The organism is Streptomyces sp. NPDC024632, from assembly GCF_055559175.1.
Window position 1 is genome coordinate 293153 of sequence record NZ_JBVHLD010000010.1, and the last position, 21999, is coordinate 315151.

A 21999-nucleotide genomic window follows, 5' to 3' on the forward strand; every position below is an offset into this window, starting at 1 on the left:
CACTTCCATGCGACAGGACTCAGGACCGTGACCCGAACCATCATCGACGTGCACATTCTTCAGACCGTTCCGCCGAGCAACATCAACCGCGACGACACCGGATCCCCCAAGACCGCGGTCTACGGAGGTGTCCGTCGGGCCCGGGTCTCCAGCCAGGCCTGGAAGCGGGCCACGCGAAAGGCGTTCGACGACCTCGTTGACCCTGCAGAATTGGGCGTGCGAACCAAGAAGGTCGCTGAAGCGGTCGCGGAGCGGATCCTCGCGCACGAGCCGGCCCTCGACCGTACGGCCGCGCTCGCGCTGGCCGCCGAGACGCTGCGTACCGCCACCGGTTCGAAGATCGATCCGCCCAAGCGCAAGGCCAAGGAGGGCGAGCCCGAACCAGCGCCGGAAGCGTCGTACTTGATGTTCCTCAGCGCCCGCCAGCTCGACGCGCTCGCGGAACTCGCCCTCAAGGGCAGCGAAGGCAAGGGCGATGTCGCCGTCCTCAAGGGCTTCTTCAAGAACAAGGACAACAAGGCTCTCGCCAAGCACCTGGTGGACACCCGCCACTCGGTCGACATCGCACTCTTCGGCCGAATGGTCGCCGACGATGCCGGACTCAACGTCGAGGCGGCCACCCAGGTCGCCCACGCCCTGAGCGTGCATGCCGTCGACAACGAATCGGACTACTACACGGCCGTGGACGACCGGAACACCGGCGCGGAACCCGGCGCGGGCATGATCGGCGTCATCGACTTCAACTCCGCGACGCTCTACCGTTATGCGGCTCTGGATGTCGACCGCCTGCATGCCAACCTCGGCGCGGGACTGCGCGAGGAAGAGCACGCGGCGGCTCCGACCCGTCGCGCCGTCGAGGCGTTTCTGGAGGGCTTCATCACGTCTCTGCCCAGCGGCAAGGTCAACACCTTCGGCAATCACACGCTGCCGAGCGTCGTCCTCGTCAAACTCCGTTCGAAGCGGCCCGTCAGCTTTGTGGCGGCCTTCGAGCGAGCCGTCGCCCCGAAGCGCCGCGAGGACGGCTTCGTCGAGGAGGCGTGCCGCCGACTGGCCGCTCACGTACCGGAGTTGGAAGCGGCGTACGGTATCGCGGGCGACGAAGGAACCTGGCTTGTGCGGGTGGGCGAGGGAACCGGGCCGCTCGCCGCCCTTGGCGAGAGCATCAGCATTCCCGAACTGGTCTCGTCGATCGGCGAGTCGGTGGCTGAGCGGTTGATCCATGGCACGGCGGATTCCGCAGGGCGGGAGTCCGGCGCGTGAGCGTGCTCCTGCTGCGCCTGGCCGGTCCATTGCAGGCATGGGGCTCAGCCGCGCGATTCGCCCGCCGCACCACCGAGAACGCCCCCACCAAGAGCGGCGTACTCGGCTTGCTGGCCGCTGCCGAGGGCAGGGAACGCGATGCCGACCTCAGCGATCTGACGGAGCTGCGCTACGGCGTCCGCATCGATCAACCCGGCACGCGTATCAGGGACTTCCAGACCGCCCACCACTTTGACACGGACAAGGCGATGCCGTTGTCGGAGCGCTTCTACCTGGCCGACGCCGTATTCGTGGCGGCGGTCGAGGGGGAACCCGCGCTGATCGGGCGCTTGAACGCGGCCGTACGGGCACCGGTGTGGCTGCCGTATCTGGGACGCCGGTCGTGCCCACCGTCCCAGCCGCTCGACCTGGGTGTGTGCGACGACGCGGACATTGTGACGGCGCTGGGAGAGGTGCCCTGGCAGGCATCGGGCTGGTACCGGCATCGTCACGGCACGCCGCGCGAGCTTGCGCTGCTGCTCGACTGCCCGCCCGGCACGTCTCCCGACCAGAGCTTCCGTGACGCGCCGGTCAGCTTCGACCCGCGGCACCGGCGTTACGGGCTGCGCGGTGTGGTGGCGGACCGTGTTCCGAACCCGTCTGTCGAGCGCGCCTCTGTTCACGATCCGACGTCGGCCCTGGGAGCCGTGTGATGTTCATGACCCGGTTTCGCCTCAACACTGCCCGCCGTGACGGCCGCGCATTGCTCGGTTCGCCGCACCGGATGCACGCCGCCGTCGCGATGGCGTTCCCCGAACTGCCCGTGCGAGACGGCTCAGGGCCGCGTGTGCTCTGGCGCGTCGACCGCAACTCGGCCGCCGAAGTGGTGCTGTTCGTCGTCAGCCCCACCCGTCCTGACCTGACACATCTGGTGGAACAGGCCGGCTGGCCCGCCGCCTCGGACACACCGGGCTGGCAGACGTACGACTACGGGGCCTTCCTCGCCCGGCTGTCCGTCGGGAGTACGTGGACCTTCCGGCTCACCGCCAACCCCGTGCACTCCATCCGTCGCACGGACGACGAGCAACGCAAGCGCACCGCGCACCTCACCGCCCGCCATCAGAAGGCGTGGCTGCTGGAGCGGCAGGCCTCATCGGGCTTCGCCGTCGTCGAAAAGCCGCCCGAGACAAGGCTGTTGGAGTACGGCGACGAACTCCAGCTCGTCCTCCGGGACAAGCGGGACCTGCGGTTCGCAAAAGCAGCCGAGCGCCGCACCGTCTCCCTCACCTCGATCACGTACGACGGCCGGCTCACGGTGACCGACCCGGACGCGCTGCGCCGCACCCTCACCCAGGGTCTGGGCAAGGCGAAGGCGTACGGGTGCGGGTTGATGACCCTTGCTCCGGTGGGCTGACCGATGAGCACGGTCGGCAGGCGCGGCGCCGCCACGCCGCGCGAACTCACCCGTATCGGGGACCGGTTGTCCTTCATCTACCTGGAACGGTGCGTCGTCCACCGTGACGACAACGCCATCACGGCCGAGAGCGCCGACGGCGTGACACACATACCGTCCGCCACGATCGGCACGCTGCTGCTCGGTCCCGGCACGCGTATCACCCACCAGGCGATGAGCGTCCTCGGCGACTGCGGGGCGGGCGTCGTCTGGGTCGGGGAGCACGGCGTCCGCTTTTACGCGGGCGGGCGCGCTCTGACCCGCTCCTCCGGACTGGTCGAGGCCCAGGCTCTCGCGTGGGCGAATCCGCGGCGACGGCTGGACGTCGCCCGCGCGATGTACCGTCTGCGGTTCCCCGACGAAGACCCGGCGGGCAAGACGCGCCAGGAACTCCTCGGCATGGAGGGGCGCCGCCTGCGCCAGTGCTACCGCGCCGAATCCGAACGCACCGGCGTTCCGTGGCGCCGCCGTGAGTACAACCGGGACGACTTCGCGGCTGGTGACCCGCCCAACCAGGGTGTCACCGCTGCCGCTCAGTGCATGTACGGCATCGCGCACGCCGTCGTCGCCGCCCTCGGCTGCTCGCCGGGCCTCGGGTTCGTGCACTCGGGTCACGAACGCTCCTTCGTCCTCGATATCGCCGACCTCTACAAGACCTCGGTGGGCATTCCCGCGGCCTTCGACGCGGCGGCGGAAGGACCGGAAGACGTGGCGTCCCGAACGCGGCGGGCCGTCCGGGACCGGGTCAACAGAACGCGGCTGCTGGAGCGTTGCGTACAGGACATCAAAGACCTGCTGGGCTACGACGCCGTGCGGGAGGATTCGGACACCGCGGCAGGCGACCGCGTAAGTCTCCAGTCCGACCACGGCGTCGAAGTCGAGAGCGGCCGCAACTACGAATCCGAGATCGTTTGGTGAGGGCATCCCCGTGACCGTCATCATCCTCACCAACTGCCCGGCCGGTCTCCGTGGCTTCCTGACCCGCTGGCTCCTGGAGATCTCCCCGGGCGTCTTCCTCGGCACCCCGTCCGCCCGTCTTCGCGACGTCCTCTGGGCCGAGGTCCGCCAATACGCCAACCAGGGCCGTGCCCTCCTCGCCTACCAAACCGACACCGAGCAGGGCTACACCTTCAAGACCCACGACCACGCCTGGCACCCGATCGACCACGAGGGCCTCACTCTCATCCACCGCCCCCACCCCGGCCGCCGCTCCGACTCCTCCCGCTCCTCCGCCTCCCCACCCACCACCGGTTGGAGCAAGGCAGCGAAGCGCCGCCGCTTCGGCGGCGGAAGCTGAGGGGTGCGCGATGCGGTGGCGCGGAACCCGCGCCGCGCCGTGCGCGGCGCGGGAGCGATGGGGACATCGAGGCGATATGTCCGAATCTCTCAACTTAAGTAAAATCCGGTGCTGGCCGTTCCAAAACACCAGGCCAAACACTGTGCTCCCCGCGCCCGCGGGGCTGTTCCCGGCGGGAGCATCGGGGCGAGATCGAGATGGAGGTGCTCCCCGCGCCCGCGGGGCTGTTCCCAGCGTCGACGCGGACGGATACCCCGTGGAATTGTGCTCCCCGCGCCCGCGGGGCTGTTCCCTCCCGATCGAGGCATCGGGCGTCATTCAGTACGTGCTCCCCGCGCCCGCGGGGCTGTTCCCACAACACCCTGAAGGCGGCCCTGCGGCGCCTCGCGGCGGACTGTGCTCCCCGCGCCCGCGGGGCTGTTCCCGGCAGCCACACCTCGTCCCACTGCACCGCAGGGTGCTCCCCGCGCCCGCGGGGCTGTTCCCGGGTCGGCGCGCTCGGCCGGGCTGCTGGCCTCGTGCTCCCCGCGCCCGCGGGGCTGTTCCCATCCGCGAATCCACGCTCGAAGGACTCGACACGTGCTCCCCGCGCCCGCGGGGCTGTTCCCGCCGAGCCAGTCGAGTCCGGCGGCGCGCAGCCGTGCTCCCCGCGCCCGCGGGGCTGTTCCCTGGTCGCGCTCCGCTCGCAGCCGCTCGACCTCCTCCGCCTCCGTGCTCCCCGCGCCCGCGGGGCTGTTCCCGACTTCAATCTGGAGTTCGGCCCGACCAACGTGTGCTCCCCGCGCCCGCGGGGCTGTTCCCCACATCAAGAAGGGCGCCGGACTGGCGACGGCGTGCTCCCCGCGCCCGCGGGGCTGTTCCCTCATGCGGATCACGGCCCGGCGTATAGCCGGGGTGCTCCCCGCGCCCGCGGGGCTGTTCCCGGGGTGTCGTCCGGGGTGAGCTGGTGGAGGATGTGCTCCCCGCGCCCGCGGGGCTGTTCCCACCGAGCGCGAGGTCATGCTCGCGCTCATGGCGTGCTCCCCGCGCCCACGGGGCTGTTCCCTGAACTGGTCGACTGGCAGTACGACCTCGCCGGTGCTCCCCGCGCCCGCGGGGCTGTTCCCACGTCAACGGCGAGTACGTGAAGGGATCCGGGGTGCTCCCCGCGCCCGCGGGGCTGTTCCCAGCGACGGGATGCGCCGCGGCACGACCGGCTGGTGCTCCCCGCGCCCGCGGGGCTGTTCCCTGGTCGAACGCCTCGCCGCCCTGGTGAGCAAGGTGCTCCCCGCGCCCGCGGGGCTGTTCCCGGGACCTGAGCGGTGCCCATGACCGTCTTGTTGTGCTCCCCGCGCCCGCGGGGCTGTTCCCAGCGTCGGAGGCTCGGGACACGTCGCTGCCGCGTGCTCCCCGCGCCCGCGGGGCTGTTCCCTGGTGATGGTTCGTGTGGTCGACGCAGTCGTCGTGCTCCCCGCGCCCGCGGGGCTGTTCCCGGCACGCCTACACACCTCGATGTGGGTATTCGGTGCTCCCCGCGCCCGCGGGGCTGTTCCTAGGGTGTTCAGGGCCGAACAGATCAACTTTGAGTGCTCCCCGCGCCCGCGGGGCTGTTCCCCTCCGCCCCTGGTGGGCGGGCAGCAGGGACGCGTGCTCCCCGCGCCCGCGGGGCTGTTCCCCTGTCGGCCGTGATCGTCGTGGTGCCGTACGCGTGCTCCCCGCGCCCGCGGGGCTGTTCCCACGGATGTCCGCGCGGACAACGGCGCCGTCGCGTGCTCCCCGCGCCCGCGGGGCTGTTCCCGCGGCGGGCGTGTACACCGCGACGTTCGCCCTGTGCTCCCCGCGCCCGCGGGGCTGTTCCCGATGCGACCGCGCGGGGGCCGGTGACTGGTCCGTGCTCCCCGCGCCGGTCTCTGTGCCGGGTGCTGGGTCACCGTCCTTCCGCGGCCGGTCGGCCGGATGCGGCTAAGGCCGGCGCTTCGGGCGAGTGCTGCTCGATCGCCGCGGCGACCTTCTGCCAGGCCGTGAAGACGTTCATCACTTCGTGCTCGGGGGGGCGTGGGTGAGGTCCAGGAGGAAGCGGCGGATCAGGACTTCGTTGCTCAAGGTGTTCTGGATGCGGGCGATCGTCCACAGGCTGTGGGCAGCGGGGGCCGCTGTCGACGGTCGGCCGGGGGTCATGAGGCGTCCTTGGTGTGGGTGAGGTGGGCGGTCACGGTGTGGCCGTGCTGGTCGCCGCGGGTTTCGACGTGGTGGGCGAGGGCGGTGACCATGGCCAGGCCGCGGCCGTGGGTGTCCTCGGCGTCGGGGTGTTCGACGGTCGGTGCGCTTTTCGTGCCCCCGGAGTCGGTCACCGAGATGGAGACGACGGCGGGGGAGACGGCGAGGCTGACGTGGAACGCTCCCGTGCTCCCGCTGGCGGTGTGGAGCACGGCGTTCGCACTCAGCTCCGTGACGATGAGCGCCGCGTCGTCCGCGTAAGGAGAATCGCGCAGCACATCGCGGGTCCAGCGGCGTACGCGGCCAACTTCTTCGGGTGAACCTGGGCACGTCAGTCCCCAGACTCGCGGCCTACTCATATACTCGTGCATACAAGTTACTTTCTGCTGGTGGGCGGCCATGTGCGAACGGTTTGAGTTAGACGAGTTTGACGCCGTCATGCGCGCGCACGGCCGGCGGAGACATCGCGTCCAGGGCGTCGAGCACGCGGATCGCGTACGCCTCGTCCGCGAGTTCGGAGACTTCAGACCGGGTGACCCAGCGCAGAGCGCTGGTCTCACTTCCGGTGGAGGGCTCGCCGTCGATCGCCTCGCAGCGGAAGACGAGCGAGACGATGAGTCCGGTCATGTTCTTGTAGACACCCGTCAGGGTGGCGGGCACAGCGATTTTGACGCCGGTCTCCTCCAGGACTTCGCGCTGGAGCGCGTCGGGGATGGTCTCCCCCGCCTCCAGGACTCCGCCGGGCGGTTCCCAGTGACCGTTGTCGCGCCGCCTGATCAGCAAGGCGCGACCGGCGTCATCGACGATGACCCCGGCGACGCTCACCGAGTGCGGGCGCTCGATCGCCACGTGCCTCATCCTCTCGGGTGGCTAGGCTGCCCACCGTAGCAACAAAGGTCGGCCACTCGTCTAGATATCCAAAGGAGTACGCATGCCCGTTCTTCCCTCCGGCGTCCTGGGGGCGCTGGACCCGACGAGCGACCGCGCGGTGTTCCGCCAGATCGCCGACCAGTTGCGCGAAGCGATCGACAGGGGCAAGTTCGGCGAGGGCGACAAGCTGCCCTCCGAGACGGAGTTGGTCGAGCACTACGGCGTCTCGCGGATGACCGTACGGAACTCGCTGTCCGTCCTTCAGGGCGAGGGCCTGGTGGTGTCCGAGCACGGCAAGGGCGTCTTCGTACGGCCCCGCCCGCCCGCCCGTCCGGCGGCTCGCCTCGGACCGCTTCGCCCGCCGGCACCGCGAGCAGGGCAAGTCGGCGTTCATCGTGGAGGCTGACGGTGCGGGCAGTCACCCCACCGTGGACAGCCTGGAGATCAAGGAGGAACGGCCGAGTCAGGACATCGCCACCCGGCTCGGTGGCCCCCGTCGCGTACTGGCCCGGCGCCGCCGCTATCTCCTCGACGGCCGCCCGGTCGAGTTCGCGACGTCATACCTCCCGTTGGACCTGGCCCGCGGCACCCCCATCGCCGAGCCGAACCCCGGTCCCGGTGGCATCTACGCCCGACTCGAAGAACTGGGCCACCGCCTCGACCACTTCGAGGAGGAGATCCGCGCCCGCATGCCCGCCCCGAGCGAGGTCAAGACGCTCCAGCTCGCGTCCGGCGTGCCGGTGATCCATCTGGTCCGCACGGCGTTCGACACCGAGGGGCGTGCCGTGGAGGTCTGCGACACGGTGATGGCGGCGGATGCGTACGTGCTGGCGTACCAGCTTCCGGCCACGTGACCTGGGCGGACGGTGTCGCGACACGGGCCGGGCCGGCCCAACTCCCGTGACTCGTACGCCTTCTCGGCAAACTCATATAGACGAGTAGCCAGGTTGTGCGGCACAGTAGTTCTCGTGCCCGGTTCTTCGGGTGCACTAGGCGACGCTTGTCTAGACGACTAGCTGTCATGAGTGAAGGGAAAGCGTCGCGTTCCATCCGTGTGGAGACATCGGCGGCAACGATCCTGCTGACCGAAGCTCCGGAGACGAAGATCAAGGACCGGCAGACCGGGGAGATCGCCACCAACGCGAACAGCGGTGAGCCGCTGATGACGGTCGGCGTGGTCCACATCGGGGACAGGGAGTCCTCGCTGCTCAAGGTGACCGTCCCGCAGAGCGGTGTGGGCGAGGGGCTGGCCCTCGGTGCGCCGGTCGCGCTGCCGGGACTGGTGGCCCGGCCGTGGGAGAGCACGTTCAACCCCCAGGTGGGGGTCTGAGTCCGATGTCGGACCTGATAACGCTGGTGGAGGTGGGTGGTGCCGTCACAGCTGTTGGCGGGGACACCGCCTCCCTGCGGGTTGAGCAACCGGCCGCGTACTGGTCCACCTCCTGCTTCCGCCAGCCCGCCGTGACAACAACGTCAGCACCTGAGCGTGGTGCGCGGCCTTCCGTCCTTGCATCCCCTTGGCCGTTCGTGGCCCCAGGGGCGGCGATGGATGCTCAGGATGTTGTGGAGCCGTACCTCTAGCCTGCACGTTGGCAGACTATTGCGATAAGGAAGGTATGTCCGAATCTCATCAAGTGAGTAAAATCGGCCGCCGAACCCAGTAAAGCCTCAGGTCATTTACTCTGCTCCCCGCGCCCGCGGGGCTGTTCCCGCCACCGCCCCTGCCGTCACCGATGACCACAGCTGCTCCCCGCGCCCGCGGGGCTGTTCCCTGGTCCTTGCGGATGGGAGCCAGGCCCCTGGTCTGCTCCCCGCGCCCGCGGGGCTGTTCCCACGAACCCCAGGCCTGCGGTGGACGGGGTGGCCTGCTCCCCGCGCCCGCGGGGCTGTTCCCGTCAAGACCCGTTGCGGCCGGTGGTACCAGGGCTGCTCCCCGCGCCCGCGGGGCTGTTCCCCAGTGCGACGCCTGGTGGCTGCGCGCCGCCGGCTGCTCCCCGCGCCCGCGGGGCTGTTCCCCGGGCGGCGGCCTCGCGGTAGGACGGCGGCGGCTGCTCCCCGCGCCCGCGGGGCTGTTCCCCGGGCGGCGGCCTCGCGGTAGGACGGCGGCGGCTGCTCCCCGCGCCCGCGGGGCTGTTCCCGGGGCGCAGGTTCGCTGCACCGGCGACGATGTCTGCTCCCCGCGCCCGCGGGGCTGTTCCCGCCCCGTGCACCCTGACAGTGCGCACCAGCAGCTGCTCCCCGCGCCCGCGGGGCTGTTCCCGCCCCGTGCACCCTGACAGTGCGCACCAGCAGCTGCTCCCCGCGCCCGCGGGGCTGTTCCCCTCGCCGTCGACATGGATGCGGCCGGGAACGTGTGCTCCCCGCGCCCGCGGGGCTGTTCCCCGGATCGTCGCCGACCTGCGGAAGCTCGGCCCGCTGCTCCCCGCGCCCGCGGGGCTGTTCCCTGGCTGTAGCTGACGTTCTTGTCGTACCCGGCCTGCTCCCCGCGCCCGCGGGGCTGTTCCCCACTCGCCCGCAGACCGGATTTCGGTGTGCTGCTGCTCCCCGCGCCCGCGGGGCTGTTCCCGGTGTCGGCTGGGCCGACGACCTGGACTTGCACTGCTCCCCGCGCCCGCGGGGCTGTTCCCCCCACCCGACCGAACCCCGGAGACCCACATGGCTGCTCCCCGCGCCCGCGGGGCTGTTCCCGCCCTCCAGCGGATCAACCCAGGCACCGCGTAGGAAGGAAGCGGGACGAGTCTGTATGGCCCGAGCGGTTTTGAAGGCCGTCGTGGCAGCGATGTCACCGTGGGTTCAAATCCCACAGCCTCCGCGGTAGGTAGTGAACATGCAGGTGGGGTCGGGTCTCGGTGCGATCGGGAGCCGGCCCCACCTTTTGTGTGTCCCGTCGCGCCCCTGTGTCGTCGGTTCCGGTGGTGACCGGAAAATGGCTGAAAAGGGGCAGGAACGTTTTGGCGCTTGGGGGGACTGGGAGGTGGAGGGGATGGGGGGTGCGGGTGGGGGAAAGGTGGGGGATGGGGGGTTTGTCGACAGATCGTCACGCTTGCGGGGGAAAAGAGGGGGAGGGGCGGGTTCGGGAGGGGTGGGGTGGGCAACTCTGGTCTCGGCGACGCCGCTCGAAGAAGCAAGACGGCACCGCGGTCGGCCAACCGCGGTGCTCCGGATCGGACCGGGCTTCCACAAGTCCGGACAGTTCAACTAGTCCCGCAACATGTCCCCTTGGAGGGAACACCATGGCAAGCATCCGTACCGTCCGTGCCCTGGCCGCCGTTGCCGCACTGCCGCTGGCGGCCGTGCTGTTCGCCGGCACGGCCTCGGCAGACGACGGCGCGTTCGCGGGTGGCCACTCGAACGCGACGGTGGTGAGCAACTCCGGCGGCAACGTGGGGGGTGGCAACTTCGGCAATGTGACGACGACGCAGCAGGCGGCCACCGGGGCCGGGGCGTCGAACCAGAACAACACGGCGAGCGTGGCCGGTTCCGGCTTCACCGCCATCCACCAGGACAACGTCAGCATCCACTTCTCGCAGCTCTGGTGACCCGCGCCGCGGGTTCGGCGGCGGCGTGAGGGGGCGCCCCGCCACTCCTGACCGGTGACGCGTACGCGCGGCGGCACGCCATGTGCCGCCGCGCGCACGCGTTCCACGGCAGGATGATCGAAGCGGGGAACGGCGAGGACGGTGAACGGTGGGCAGGAGTACGGCGGACGGCGTGACGCTGCTGGTGGTGGGGTCGGCCAACGCGGACCTGGTGGTCAGGGTCGACCGCCACCCGGCACCCGGCGAGACGGTGCTCGGTACGTCGGGCGTGGCCGTGCACGCGGGCGGCAAGGGGGCCAACCAGGCTGTCGCCGCGGGCCGGTTGGGCGCGCGGGTGGGTTTCTGCGGGCGGGTCGGGGCGGACGCGTACGGGGAACGGCTCACCGCCGAACTGCGGTCCGCCGCCGTGGACACGACCGCGCTCGGCACCGAGAAGACGGTGCCCACCGGCATCGCGCTCATCACGGTCGCGGCCGATGGCGAGAACGCGATCGTGGTCGTACCGGGCGCCAACACCGCGCTCACGGCGGCCGAAGTGACCGCCGCGGTCGGGTCGGCCGTGCGCGTGGTGTCCGCGCAGTGCGAGGTCCCGATGGACGTGGTACGGGCCGCCGCCCACGCGGCCGAGCGGCACGGCGCCCGCTTGGTGCTCAACCCCTCACCGCCCGAAGCCGTCAGGGACGATGCCGAGTCGGGTCAACTCCTGTCCTGCGCAGACCCGTTGGTGGTCAACGAGCACGAGATGCGCGTCCTGCTCGGCGCGGCTTCCGCCGCGGAGGCCGACCCGCGTGACCTGCTCCGGCTCGGTGTCCGGTCCGCCGTCGTGACCTTGGGCGGCGCGGGCGTGACCGTCGTCGAGCGCCAGGACGTAAGCGCGGGCGGGCGCGAGGACGTAAGCGGGGGCGTACGCGAAGACGTGAGCAGGGACGTACGTGCGGGCGTACGCGAAAACGTACGCGCGGACGCGGAGCCGCCTCGGGGGCGTACGACGCGGCTGCCCGCCGTCCCGGTCGAGGTGGTCGACACGACCGGTGCGGGTGACGCCTTCACCGGGGCGCTGGCCTGGCGGCTGGCGGAGGGGGACGGGCTGGTCGAGGCGGCGGGCTGGGCGGTACGCGTCGGGGCGGCGGCGGTCGGCGAATCCGGCGCCCAACTTTCGTCCACAGCCTGTGGAAAACTTCTGGCCGAGAGTGAGGGAGGTCGCGGGCCGGGCGGAAAACCCGCACAAGAGTCCGCCCCCGCCGCTGTCCCCGGGCCCGCGCCCGCCTCCGGACCCGCGCCCGCCTCCGGGCCCGCCCCCGCCCCCGCCCCCGCTCCCGCCCCCGATCCCGGCACGGAAGAGCCCCCGCCCTGAATCCGCCACCCCCGCACGCCCATTGACAACAGCCGCCCTCCCATTCGAATCTGACGGACAGTCAGATTGTCGAGGGAGGGCGGCACCGCCATGGACGGATCGGACGGAACGGCAGAAAACGACCCGCTCCACGCCGAGTTGCGCCGCTACGAAGGCACCCCGGCCGCCACGGGCGGCATCGGCAAGGACCCCGTCAACGCCCCGATGATCCGCCACTGGTGCGAAGCCCTCGGCCACCCCGTACCCCCCGACGGCACCGCGCCCGCCACCATGCTCCAGGTGTGGACGATGGGCGGCCTGTCCGGCCACGAGGGACGCACTCCCGGCTACGACGACCTGCTCGGACGGCTGGACGAGGCCGGTTACGCGGCCGTCGTGGCGACCGACTGCGAGCAGGAGTACGTGGCGCCGCTGCGGCCGGGTCAGCGGGTCACCTTCGACGCGGTCGTCGAATCCGTCTCCCTGCGCAAGTCCACCAAGCTCGGGGCCGGTTACTTCGTCACCACCCGCACCGAGGTCCGCGCCGACGGCGTCCTCGCGGGCACCCACCGCTTCCGCATCCTCAAGTACGCACCCGTGCAGGCAACTTCGGCGCGGGACCCGGCTCCCGCCCCCGCACGTACGAAGTCCGCGACCCGCCCCCGCCCGATCGTCAACCGCGACAACGCCGCTTACTGGCAGGCCATCCGCGAGGACCGCCGACTCCTCATCCAGCGCTGCACCGCCTGCGGCACCCTGCGCCTGCCGTGGCTCCCCGGCTGCAACGCCTGCGGTTCCCCCGACTGGGGCACCGTCCCCGCCTCCGGCACCGGCACCGTCTTCTCGTACGTGGTGATGCACCACCCGCCGTTCCCGGCCTTCGATCCGCCGTACGCGGTCGCGCTCGTCGAACTGGCCGAGGGCGTAAGGCTGTTGGGGAACGTCATCGGCGTCCCGTACGACAAGGTCCGGATCGGCGCGCCCGTCCTGCTCGACTTCCTGGACGCGGACGACGACCTCACCGTGCCGGCCTTCCGCGCCGTCGACACGGAACCCGCCGATAGGGGACCCGCCGACACGGGACCCGCCGACACGGAACCCGACAGTACGGTCACCACCCCTGAAGCGGAGGCCCCCGCATGACCGCCGTCGGCGACACCCTCCCGCCCCGCCGTATCGACGTCACCCACACCCTCGTCGTCGCCGGGGCGCTGGCCACGCGCGACTTCCAGGACGTGCACCACGACCCCGAACTCGCCCGCGCCAAAGGCTCTCCCGACATCTTCATGAACATCCTCACCACCAACGGCCTGGTCGGCGGTTACGTGGCCGCGCACTTCGGCCCGGACGCGGTGACGACGGCGGTACGCATCCGGCTCGGCGCGCCCAACTACCCCGGAGACACGATGGAGTTGACGGGTACGGTCACGGCAGTCGCGGACCGGACGGCGACCGTCGAGGTGGTGGGCGTGAACGCGCTCGGCCGGCACGTCACCGGCACGGTCACCGTGCAGATCCCGCAACTCCCGGAGGCGTCATGAGTGTTCGGCGGCGGGACGCGCTCGGCGGGCGGGCGGCCGTCGTCGGGATCGGGGCGACGGAGTTCTCGAAGGACTCCGGGCGCAGTGAGTTGACGCTGGCCGTCGAGGCGGTGCGGGCGGCGCTGGACGACGCGGGGCTGACGCCCGGGGACGTCGACGGCATGGTGACGTTCACCATGGACACCAGCCCCGAGATCACGGTGGCGCAGGCGGCCGGAATCGGCGAGCTGTCCTTCTTCTCGCGCGTGCACTACGGCGGCGGCGCGGCGTGCGCGACGGTGCAGCAGGCCGCGATGGCGGTGGCGACCGGGATCGCGGAGGTGGTGGTCTGCTACCGGGCCTTCAACGAACGCTCCGGCCGCCGGTTCGGCTCCGGCGTCCTCGGGCGCGAGCCGTCGGCGGAAGGGGCGGCGCTCGGCGTCAACCTGCCCCCCGGTCTGCTCACCCCCGCCTCATGGGTGGCAATGTCGGCAAACCGATATTTGTCCGTCTACGGACTGGAACCGTCGGTTTTCGGCCATGTCGCGGTCGCCGACCGCAGGCACGCGGCGAACAACCCGGCCGCGTACTTCCACGGCCGCCCGATCACCCTCGCCGACCACGCGGCCTCGCGCTGGATCGTCGAGCCGCTGCGGCTGCTCGACTGCTGCCAGGAGACCGACGGCGGCCAGGCGATCGTCGTCACCTCCGCGGAGCGCGCCCGCGACCTGCGGCGCGCACCCGCCGTCGTCACGGCCGCCGCGCAGGGCGCGGGGCGCGCGCAGGAGCAGATGACCAGCTACTACCGGGACGCCGACGACCTCGCCCGGCTGCCCGAAATGGGCGTGGTGGCACGGCAGTTGTGGCGCACGAGCGGCCTCGGTCCGGCCGCCGTCGACGTGGCGGTGCTCTACGACCACTTTACGCCGTTCGTGCTCATGCAGTTGGAGGAGTTCGGCTTCTGCGGGCCCGGCGAGGCGGCGGACTTCGCCGCGGACGGCGGCCTGGAGATCGACGGCCGCCTCCCGGTCAACACCCACGGCGGCCAGCTCGGGGAAGCGTATCTGCACGGCATGAACGGCATCGCGGAAGCCGTGCGCCAGGTGCGCGGCAGCAGCGTCAACCAGGTCGCCTCCGTCGGCCACGCCCTCGTCACGGCCGGCACCGGCGTCCCCACCTCGGGCCTGATCCTGTCGGCGGACGGGGCCTGAGGCGGGCGCGGGGCGTGGGGCACGGAGCCTGAGGCGGGCACAGGGCACAGGGCACAGGGTGCGGGGCCTGAGGCAGGCACAGGGCGCGGGGCACGGGGCACGGGGTTCCGACGGTCCGAAGGTCCGAAGGTCCGACGGTCCGGGGGCCCGGGGGGGTCGGGGTCCCGGACCCCCGGAGGGAAGGGCGGCGGCCGACCGGCCCAGGCCGTCGGCGGCCGCCGGAATCGTGTCAGGCCGTCGGAATCGCGCGCGTCGGGCAGTAGTCGGGATTCGGCGCGTTGAACCAGGCGTCGCCGCTGAACGCGTTGTACCGACAGGACAGCTCGGCGTGCGGGCTGTAGCTGCACACCAGCCAGCCCTGCCCGTACGTCCACACGTACAGACCGTGCGCGCCGTCGTTGAGGAAGTAGGGGCACATGTACGGGGTGGGCGGGGTCGACGCCTGAGCGGACGGGGCGGTGCCTGCGACAAGCCCTGCGGCGGCCAGCGCCACGGCGGCGCCCGCGGCGGCGATACGAGCACGGAGCACGAGAAGGTCCTCCCTACTGGGCCACGCGGTCGACGCCGAAGCGGCCCCGCTCGCGTGGGTGCAAATAGCGACGGGGTGACCGTAGCAATCCGACGCCATCATGCAAATAACCCACGTACTACGGTAATTTGCGTATCAGGCCCGCGTGTCGTCGGCGTATCCGAGTGCCGGGAAGCGCGCACGCGCAGCCGAGCGCGGTAGCGGGTCAGCAGGTCCGGGAGGGGGGAGGGACGGCCCCGACCTCGGGTCCGGCGCCGGGCCGGGCGGAGCCGACGCGGCGGCAGTGCCCGCCGCCCGAGCGGTTCGGGGCCCGTACGGCCCGACCCGGCGGCGTGTCTCCGCCCGTGCGGGCCGCCCGCCACGTTGACTCGGCGAATGACCGAAACAAGTAGGTTTATCCGTTACGCGCACCGCGTGCGCCGTACGCGCCGCACTCGTTACGTCCTTGCCGCCGCGCTGACGCTGACCGGTCTGCTGTTTCCCGCGGTGTCGGCCGTCGCCGACAGCGATGTCCCGGCGGCCAGCGCGGGCCCCGCGAGCGCGGGGGCAGCGGCGGCCGACGGGCACATCGACCCCGTCGACAACAGGACGGACCCCGCCGGCTGGATCGCGGACGCCGAAGCCCAAGCCGCGGCCGCCGAAGCCCAGGCGTCGGGCGACGGCCAAGCCTCGGATGACGGCCAAGCCTCGGACGACGGCCAGGTTCCGGACGGCGCCCAGGCTCCCGACGACGCCCAGGCCCCCGACGAGACCGGATTCCCCGGCACCGACGACGCGTCCGACGACGCCGCCACCTTCCCCGAGGACGCCGCCGTCGCCCCGCGCGTCTTCAAGGGCCGCGGCTTCGACACCTGCCAGGCCCCCGACCTCGCCACGATGCGCGCCTGGCGCGCCTCCTCCCCGTACCGCGCCGTCGGCATCTACTTCGGCGGCCGGGCCCGCGCCTGCAAGACGCAGCGCAATCTGACGAACAACTGGGTACAGCAGACCACCGCGGCGGGCTGGAGCCTGCTGCCGATCTACGTCGGTTCGCAGAGCCCCTGCGTGAGAGGGTCTAACAAGAACCCGTTCCGCATCGACCCCCAGCGGGCGACGGCCCAGGGCACGAGCGAGGGCGCGGACGCGGCGAAGGCCGCGGGCGCGCTCGGCATGAAGCGCGGCAGCGCGCTCTACCTCGACATGGAGGCGTACGACCTCAGGAAGGCGAGCTGCGCGAACGCGACGCTGTCCTTCGTACGCGCCTGGGACCGCCAGGTGCGGGCGCGCGGTTATGTGCCCGGCTTCTACAGCAGCGCCGACTCCGGCATCGCGCACATGGAGAAGGCCCGCAGGGCGGGTACGTCCGACCTCCCGGGCGCCATTTGGTACGCCCGCTGGGGCGTCGCCCCCACCCTCACCGCCGAACCGGTCCTGCGCCCCTCCGCCTGGGCCTCGCACAGCCGCATCCACCAGTACACGGGCGCCGTCACCGAGACGCACGGCGGTCACAAGCTGTCGATCGACCGCGACCTGATCGACGCGCCGGTCGCCAAGCTCTGAGCGCTCGCTCCTGAGCGCCCACCTCTTGAGCGCCCCAGTCGTGAGCGCCCCCTGCTGAGCGCCCACTCCTGAGCACCGGTCCGAGGCCGGTCCGAGCTTCCAGGACGCTCGGACCGCGCTGATGTACGACCACGGGCTGACGCCGAGGTCGTACGGGGCTGACCCGGGGATGACACCGGGACCGCCCCGGGGCGGACGTCAGGGCCGACCCCGGCGCGGCCCGTGGCGGCGACGGCCGCACGCGTACGGCGACGGCCCCCGCGTACGGCGACGGCCCGGCGTACGGCGGCAGCCCGCACACGTAAAGCGGCGGTCCGCCCGTACGGCCACCAGGGCAGCGCCCGTACGGCGGCCACGGGCCCGCTCAGGGACCGTGTCCGCCCCCGGACCCCGCTCTTCTCCGGAGGAACCCCTGCGGGACCCCGACCCCCGGCTCCCCCCTCGGGGGGTGGGGACAACCCCCGTCCTACGACCTGAGAGTGATCCCGCTTCGGCACCTGCGGCCGATCCGCCACGGGCATGTCGGCTCCTAACGTGAAGCCATGACCACGCCTGTGTGCACCAGCGCCAATACGACGCAGTTCACGGCCTACGTCCGGACCAAGGGCCCGACGCTGCTGCGCACCGCGCGCTCCCTGACCCCCAACCCTTCCGACGCCGAGGACCTGCTCCAGACCGCCCTGACCAAGACCTATCTCGCCTGGGACCGGATCGACGACCACCGGGCCGTCGACGGATACGTCCGCCGTACGCTCGTCAACACGCGCACCTCGCAGTGGCGCAAGCGCAAGGTCGACGAGTTCAGCACCGACGAGGTGCCGGAGCCCGCCGCGACCGGCGCCCCCGACATCACCGAGCAGCAGGCCCAGCGGGACGCGCTGCTCCGCGCGGTCGGACGGCTGCCGCCGCGCCAGCGGGCGATGGTCGTCCTGCGGTACTACGAGGACATGAGCGAGGTGCAGACGGCGGAGGCGCTGGGCGTCTCGGTCGGCACGGTGAAGAGCGCGGTCTCGCGCGCCCTCGGCAAGCTGCGCGACGATCCGGAGCTGGAGCTGTGCGTCACCTAGGGCCTGCTCGGGCCCTGGGGCGGGCGTCGCACACATCCCCACGACACGTGCCGCGCCGTCCGGCGGGCCGCGCCCCGGTCCCCCCGACCGCCGCGCCGCCCGGAACGAACCGGCGGCAATACCGCGCGGGGTAGTGACGTACCGATCGGTATGCACGCAGAATCGCGAGGACATTACCCTCGCGTAGCCGCCGGAGGCCCCCTGTGCTGAGCACGATGCAGGACGTACCGCTGACCGTCACCCGCATCCTGGTCCATGGGACGCTGGTCCACGGAAAATCGCAGGTCACGACCTGGACCGGGGAGGGTGAGCCGCAGCGCCGCTCCTTCCGCGAGGTCGGTCTGCGCGCCGTCCGGCTCGCCAACGCGCTGCGTGACGGGCTCGGGGTCGCCGAGGGCGACCGGGTCGGGACCCTCATGTGGAACAACGCCGAGCACCTTGAGGCGTACTTCGCGATCCCCGCCATGGGCTCGATCCTGCACACCCTGAACCTCCGGCTGCCCGTCGAGCAGCTCACCTGGATCATCAACCACGCCGCCGACCGCGTGATCCTCGTCAACGGCTCGCTGCTCCCGCTGCTCGCGCCCCTGCTGCCGCGGCTCGACTCGGTCGAGCACGTCGTCGTGGTCGGCCCCGGCGACCGCTCGGTGCTGGACGGCGTACGTCCCTCCGTGCACGACTACGAGGAGCTGCTGGACGGGCGGCCGACCACGTACGCCTGGCCCGAGCTGGACGAACGCAGCGCCGCGGCCATGTGCTACACCTCCGGCACCACCGGCGACCCCAAGGGCGTCGTCTTCTCGCACCGGTCGATCTACCTGCACTCGATGCAGGTCAACTCCACCGAGTCGATGGGCCTCAGCTCGCACGACACCTCGCTGCCCGTGGTGCCGATGTTCCACGTCAACGCGTGGGGGCTGCCGCACGCCGCCTTCATGTCCGGCATCAACCTGCTGATGCCGGACCGTTTCCTCCAGCCCGGCCCGCTGGCCGAGATGATCGAGAGCGAGCGCCCCACGCACGCCGCCGCCGTCCCCACCATCTGGCAGGGGCTGCTGGCCGAGCTGACCGCCAAGCCGCGCGACATCACCTCGCTCAAGCAGGTCACCATCGGCGGCTCGGCCTGCCCGCCCGCCCTGATGAAGGCGTTCGACGAGCAGCTCGGCGTACGCCTGTGCCACGCGTGGGGCATGACGGAGACGTCGCCGCTCGGCACGGTCGCGCAGCCGCCCGCCGGGGTCACCCCCGAGGAGGAGTGGGCGTACCGGATCACCCAGGGCCGCTTCCCCGCCTCCGTCGAGGCCCGGCTGATCGGGCCGGACGGCTCCGTCCAGCCGTGGGACGGCGAGTCCGCCGGTGAGCTGGAGGTGCGCGGGCCCTGGATCGCCGCCGCGTACTACGGCGGCGTCGGCGAGGAACCGGTGCGGCCCGAGGACAAGTTCAGCCCCGACGGGTGGCTGCGCACCGGGGACGTCGGCGTCATCTCGGACGACGGTTTCCTCACCCTCACCGACCGGTCCAAGGACGTCATCAAGTCCGGTGGTGAATGGATCTCCTCCGTCGACCTGGAGAACCACCTCATGGCCCACCCGGATGTCGCCGAGGCCGCCGTCGTCGCCGTCCCCGACGAGCGCTGGGGCGAGCGCCCGCTCGCCACCGTCGTCCTGCGCGAGGGCGCCACCGCCGACTACGCCGCCCTGCACGACTTCCTCGCCGGGCGCGTCGCGCGCTGGCAGATCCCCGAGCGCTGGGCGATCGTTCCGGCGGTGCCGAAGACGAGCGTCGGCAAATTCGACAAGAAGGTCATCCGCAAGGCGTTCGCCGAGGGCGAGTTGGACGTCACGCAGCTCTGACGGTGTTCCGGCCGGGGGGTGGTGAGCCCCCGGAGTGCGACCGCTTGGCGACGGGCGGCTCCTACGAAGTGACCGTCCTTCGTACGCCTGTCGCCACGGCGGGCCGTGCCGCTTCGCAAACTTTCCCGGTTGCGCAATGATCAGGTAAAACGATCTGCTGGTGCGGCGGGAAGAGCCTGGTCGGCTCGGCGGACGCCGCTTTCGACGCGCCCTCGGCCAGGACGGACACGGGTACTCCCATGACGCACCGATGATCAGCGACGGCGGGTCCGAGGGTGTGCCTGACGGCGGGTCCGGCGGTGTGCGCGGCGGTGTGCCCGGCGGTGTGCCCGAAGACGTATCCGCCGACGTATACGGCGGCGGGTCCAATGGCGGGTCCGGCGGCGGGTCCGATGGCACGTCGTACGCCGGGGGCGCCGCGCGCCCGTGGCTCGCCGCCGACGCCCGCGGGTGGCGGGCGGCCGGGCCCAGGGCGGCGTGGGTGCGGCCGACGCTGCCCGCCGTGGTCCTGCTGGTCGCCGTGTTCGCCGCGGTCCTGATGAGTCCCGACCCCACCTGCACTCCGCAGGCGCCCTGCGGCGAGGAATGGGTGGACAAGACCGGCACGATGCTCTTCCTGCCCCACCTCGTGTGCCTGTTCTTCCTGCCGGAACTGGCCGTCCTGACCGCCCCGCTGCTCCTGCTCTACCTGGCCCGGCCCGGCCAGTGGGAGGGCGGGGCCGGCGAGAAGGTCGCGGCCGCGGTGGTCGTCGCCGCGCTGTGCTGGGGCTGGCTGGCCGTGGCGCAACGGCTGCGGGGCCGCCGCCGCCAGCGCGCCCTCATCGCGGAGGCCGCCGGGGGCGTCACCGCGTCCGCTCCCATGCCGGACGGCATCGAGCCGGGGCAGCGGGGCCTGTTCCGGCGGGTCGCCGGGCTGTTCATGTGCGCGGTGGGCGCCGCCCTGATCGTGACCGTCGTCGTACAGGACCGGGCCGATGACCGTACCGCGCGGGTGGCCGTGGCCCGGGACGTTCCCGTCGTCGCCTACAACCCGGACGATTACCTGCTCACGGTGCGCATGCCGGACGGCTCCCGTCACCGCTTCGACGTGGACGGCGACTACCGGGACGTCGGCACCGTGACCGTGCTGGTCCACGGCGACTGGGTACGGCTGGCGGGCGAGCCGTACCCCGACGACCTGTCCCACTTCCTCCGCCAGGCCGGCGGCATGGCCCTCGTAGGGCTCGGCATCGCCTCGGCGCTCTCGGGGCAGCTCGCCCGCCGCCGCGTGCTCGCCCTCCGGCGCGGCCCGGTACCGGTCCTGCGGGCGCGTGCCCGGACGAGGGCGGACGGTTTCACCGAGATATACGGCGCCGATGGCCTCGGGCGCGAGGCCGTGCTGCACTACGAGCCGTTTCCGCACGCCCGTTCCGGCGTACACGACGTCATCCTCTACGGCGCGCTCAGCGAGGACGGCGCCCTCGTCCTGACGTCCGCCGAGAGCGGCCCTGCCGCGAAGCCGTCCGTCGAGGTGTCCCTGTCCCCGATACGCGGCGGGCCGGCCGTCGACCACGGCGACGCGGGCTCGACGGCCGGGCGACGGGAGGCCGGACACCGTCAGGCCGCCGAGATCGACGTCCAGCGGGCCCTCGGCACCGTGGTGCCCGCCGCCGGGCCGGTGCGCTGGCACGCGGGGCCTGTCGCGCGCTGCGTCGGTGCGGTCATGCTCGTGACCGGAGCCGGAGCGGTGACGTCCGCCGCCGTCGGCGGCTGGCCCTGGTCGCGCGTGCTCTGGTTCTCCTTCGTGGCCCTCACCTGGTTCTACGGCGGCTGGTGCCTCATGACCTGGCAGATCACCGCGGACAGCGTCGGCCTGCGCGTCCGCGGCCTGCTGTCCTCCCGCGCCCGCCACATCCCCTGGGACGCGGTCGGCCACGCCCGCTACGGTCGCGGCGGCGCCCTGACCATCACGTGCGTGGAGGCCGACCCCGAGGGTTCCGGTGCCCCGGGTGGCTCCGACGAGGGTTCCGGTGCCCCAGGTGGCTGGGACGAGGGTTCCGGTGCCCCGGGCGGCTGGGACGAGGGTTCCGGTGCCCCGGGTGGCCCCGGCCGTCACCGTGGGCTCGGCGGTTCCGAGGAGATCTCCCTCGGCGTGGTCGGCTGGCCCTTCGCCGAGCGCCTCCTCAAGCGGCCCGGCCGTGCCGCCATCGCCGCCGCCGAGATCACCGCCATGATCCGCCAGCCTGGCCTCCGGCCCGGCCCTCCCGAACACCTTCCCTGACCCACGCCGCGTCTGCCCTGCCGGGGCGGGTGGTGACGTGCGCGCTCGTCGTGGCTGAGCGCGCAGTTCCCCGCGCCCCTAAATGCCCGTGCC

General features: G+C 71.9%; 18 protein-coding genes, 2 pseudogenes and 2 CRISPR repeat arrays. Of the genes and pseudogenes, 16 read left to right on the forward strand and 4 right to left on the reverse strand.

The genetic code is table 11. The features are described from left to right. Nucleotides 1–27: 27 nt before the first annotated feature. From cas7e to cas2e, 5 genes are read left to right on the forward strand one after another with little or no spacing between them, the layout of a single operon-like run. Complete coding sequence (gene cas7e, locus ACZ37P_RS22700) at nt 28–1260, forward strand: type I-E CRISPR-associated protein Cas7/Cse4/CasC (protein ID WP_391042170.1); 1233 nt, start codon at nt 28–30, stop codon at nt 1258–1260. After that, entirely contained in the window at nt 1257–1952 is a 696-nt protein-coding gene (gene cas5e / locus ACZ37P_RS22705) for a type I-E CRISPR-associated protein Cas5/CasD (RefSeq protein ID WP_467348328.1), read from the forward strand. Before cas7e ends, cas5e begins: the two co-directional genes overlap by 4 nt. After that, nucleotides 1952–2653, forward strand: a complete 702-nt coding sequence (gene cas6e / locus ACZ37P_RS22710) for a type I-E CRISPR-associated protein Cas6/Cse3/CasE (protein WP_401718132.1) — start codon at nt 1952–1954, stop codon at nt 2651–2653. The genes cas5e and cas6e overlap by 1 nt, the downstream gene beginning before the upstream one ends. 3 nt (nt 2654–2656) lie before the next feature. Next, nucleotides 2657–3610: a type I-E CRISPR-associated endonuclease Cas1e gene (cas1e, locus tag ACZ37P_RS22715; protein WP_391158965.1), complete on the forward strand. Its 954-nt coding sequence runs from the start codon at nt 2657–2659 to the stop codon at nt 3608–3610. 10 nt (nt 3611–3620) lie between these two features. Beyond that, entirely contained in the window at nt 3621–3989 is a 369-nt protein-coding gene (gene cas2e / locus ACZ37P_RS22720) for a type I-E CRISPR-associated endoribonuclease Cas2e (protein WP_355336561.1), read from the forward strand. A gap of 142 nt (nt 3990–4131) precedes the next feature. Further along, nucleotides 4132–5827: direct repeats of the CRISPR family, unit length 29 nt; unit sequence GTGCTCCCCGCGCCCGCGGGGCTGTTCCC. Between the two features lie 175 nt (nt 5828–6002). On the opposite strand, the gene ACZ37P_RS22725 is transcribed toward cas2e, so the two are convergent. Genes ACZ37P_RS22725 through ACZ37P_RS22735 form a run of 3 tightly spaced genes read right to left on the reverse strand, consistent with a single transcriptional unit; the run spans nt 6003 to nt 7010 of the window. After that, complete coding sequence (locus ACZ37P_RS22725; RefSeq protein WP_467348330.1) at nt 6003–6146, reverse strand: hypothetical protein; 144 nt, start codon at nt 6144–6146, stop codon at nt 6003–6005. After that, nucleotides 6143–6556: an ATP-binding protein gene (locus tag ACZ37P_RS22730; RefSeq protein ID WP_467348332.1), complete on the reverse strand. Its 414-nt coding sequence runs from the start codon at nt 6554–6556 to the stop codon at nt 6143–6145. The genes ACZ37P_RS22725 and ACZ37P_RS22730 overlap by 4 nt, the downstream gene beginning before the upstream one ends. A gap of 46 nt (nt 6557–6602) precedes the next feature. Beyond that, on the reverse strand, nt 6603–7010 hold the full coding sequence (locus tag ACZ37P_RS22735) for an NUDIX hydrolase (RefSeq protein ID WP_467348383.1): 408 nt from the start codon (nt 7008–7010) through the stop codon (nt 6603–6605). Between the two features lie 106 nt (nt 7011–7116). Here ACZ37P_RS22735 and ACZ37P_RS22740 point away from each other — a divergent pair. The 7 genes and pseudogenes from ACZ37P_RS22740 to ACZ37P_RS22770 all read left to right on the forward strand — a co-directional run bounded on the left by ACZ37P_RS22740 (nt 7117) and on the right by ACZ37P_RS22770 (nt 14658). Continuing rightward, a pseudogene (locus ACZ37P_RS22740) lies at nt 7117–7909 on the forward strand (GntR family transcriptional regulator). A gap of 167 nt (nt 7910–8076) precedes the next feature. Continuing rightward, nucleotides 8077–8373: pseudogene (locus tag ACZ37P_RS22745) on the forward strand (SCO3933 family regulatory protein); the annotation flags it as partial. Between the two features lie 364 nt (nt 8374–8737). Further along, a CRISPR array of direct repeats spans nt 8738–9743; the repeat unit is 29 nt; unit sequence CTGCTCCCCGCGCCCGCGGGGCTGTTCCC. Nucleotides 9744–10288: 545 nt separating this feature from the next. Next, entirely contained in the window at nt 10289–10594 is a 306-nt protein-coding gene (locus tag ACZ37P_RS22750; RefSeq protein ID WP_188281503.1) for a hypothetical protein, read from the forward strand. A gap of 148 nt (nt 10595–10742) precedes the next feature. Beyond that, nucleotides 10743–11948 (forward strand): ribokinase, encoded by a 1206-nt coding sequence (locus ACZ37P_RS22755; protein ID WP_467348333.1) that lies wholly within the window; start codon nt 10743–10745, stop codon nt 11946–11948. A gap of 90 nt (nt 11949–12038) precedes the next feature. Next, entirely contained in the window at nt 12039–13070 is a 1032-nt protein-coding gene (locus ACZ37P_RS22760; protein WP_467348334.1) for a bifunctional MaoC family dehydratase N-terminal/OB-fold nucleic acid binding domain-containing protein, read from the forward strand. Beyond that, nucleotides 13067–13468, forward strand: a complete 402-nt coding sequence (locus ACZ37P_RS22765) for a MaoC/PaaZ C-terminal domain-containing protein (protein WP_391042189.1) — start codon at nt 13067–13069, stop codon at nt 13466–13468. Before ACZ37P_RS22760 ends, ACZ37P_RS22765 begins: the two co-directional genes overlap by 4 nt. Next, a complete protein-coding gene (locus ACZ37P_RS22770; RefSeq protein WP_467348335.1) occupies nt 13465–14658 on the forward strand; it encodes a lipid-transfer protein in 1194 nt (397 codons plus the stop codon). The genes ACZ37P_RS22765 and ACZ37P_RS22770 overlap by 4 nt, the downstream gene beginning before the upstream one ends. Nucleotides 14659–14887: 229 nt before the next feature. On the opposite strand, the gene ACZ37P_RS22775 is transcribed toward ACZ37P_RS22770, so the two are convergent. Next, on the reverse strand, nt 14888–15187 hold the full coding sequence (locus tag ACZ37P_RS22775; RefSeq protein WP_355336556.1) for a hypothetical protein: 300 nt from the start codon (nt 15185–15187) through the stop codon (nt 14888–14890). Between the two features lie 375 nt (nt 15188–15562). Here ACZ37P_RS22775 and ACZ37P_RS22780 point away from each other — a divergent pair, with 375 nt between their 5' ends. The 4 genes from ACZ37P_RS22780 to ACZ37P_RS22795 all read left to right on the forward strand — a co-directional run bounded on the left by ACZ37P_RS22780 (nt 15563) and on the right by ACZ37P_RS22795 (nt 21906). Beyond that, nucleotides 15563–16726, forward strand: a complete 1164-nt coding sequence (locus ACZ37P_RS22780) for a DUF1906 domain-containing protein (protein ID WP_467348337.1) — start codon at nt 15563–15565, stop codon at nt 16724–16726. 542 nt (nt 16727–17268) lie between these two features. Continuing rightward, nucleotides 17269–17793: a SigE family RNA polymerase sigma factor gene (locus ACZ37P_RS22785; protein ID WP_467348338.1), complete on the forward strand. Its 525-nt coding sequence runs from the start codon at nt 17269–17271 to the stop codon at nt 17791–17793. A 203-nt stretch (nt 17794–17996) separates the two neighbouring features. Further along, nucleotides 17997–19646: a long-chain fatty acid--CoA ligase gene (locus tag ACZ37P_RS22790; protein ID WP_355336553.1), complete on the forward strand. Its 1650-nt coding sequence runs from the start codon at nt 17997–17999 to the stop codon at nt 19644–19646. 250 nt (nt 19647–19896) lie between these two features. After that, a complete protein-coding gene (locus ACZ37P_RS22795) occupies nt 19897–21906 on the forward strand; it encodes a hypothetical protein (RefSeq protein WP_467348341.1) in 2010 nt (669 codons plus the stop codon). Nucleotides 21907–21999 lie beyond the last annotated feature (93 nt).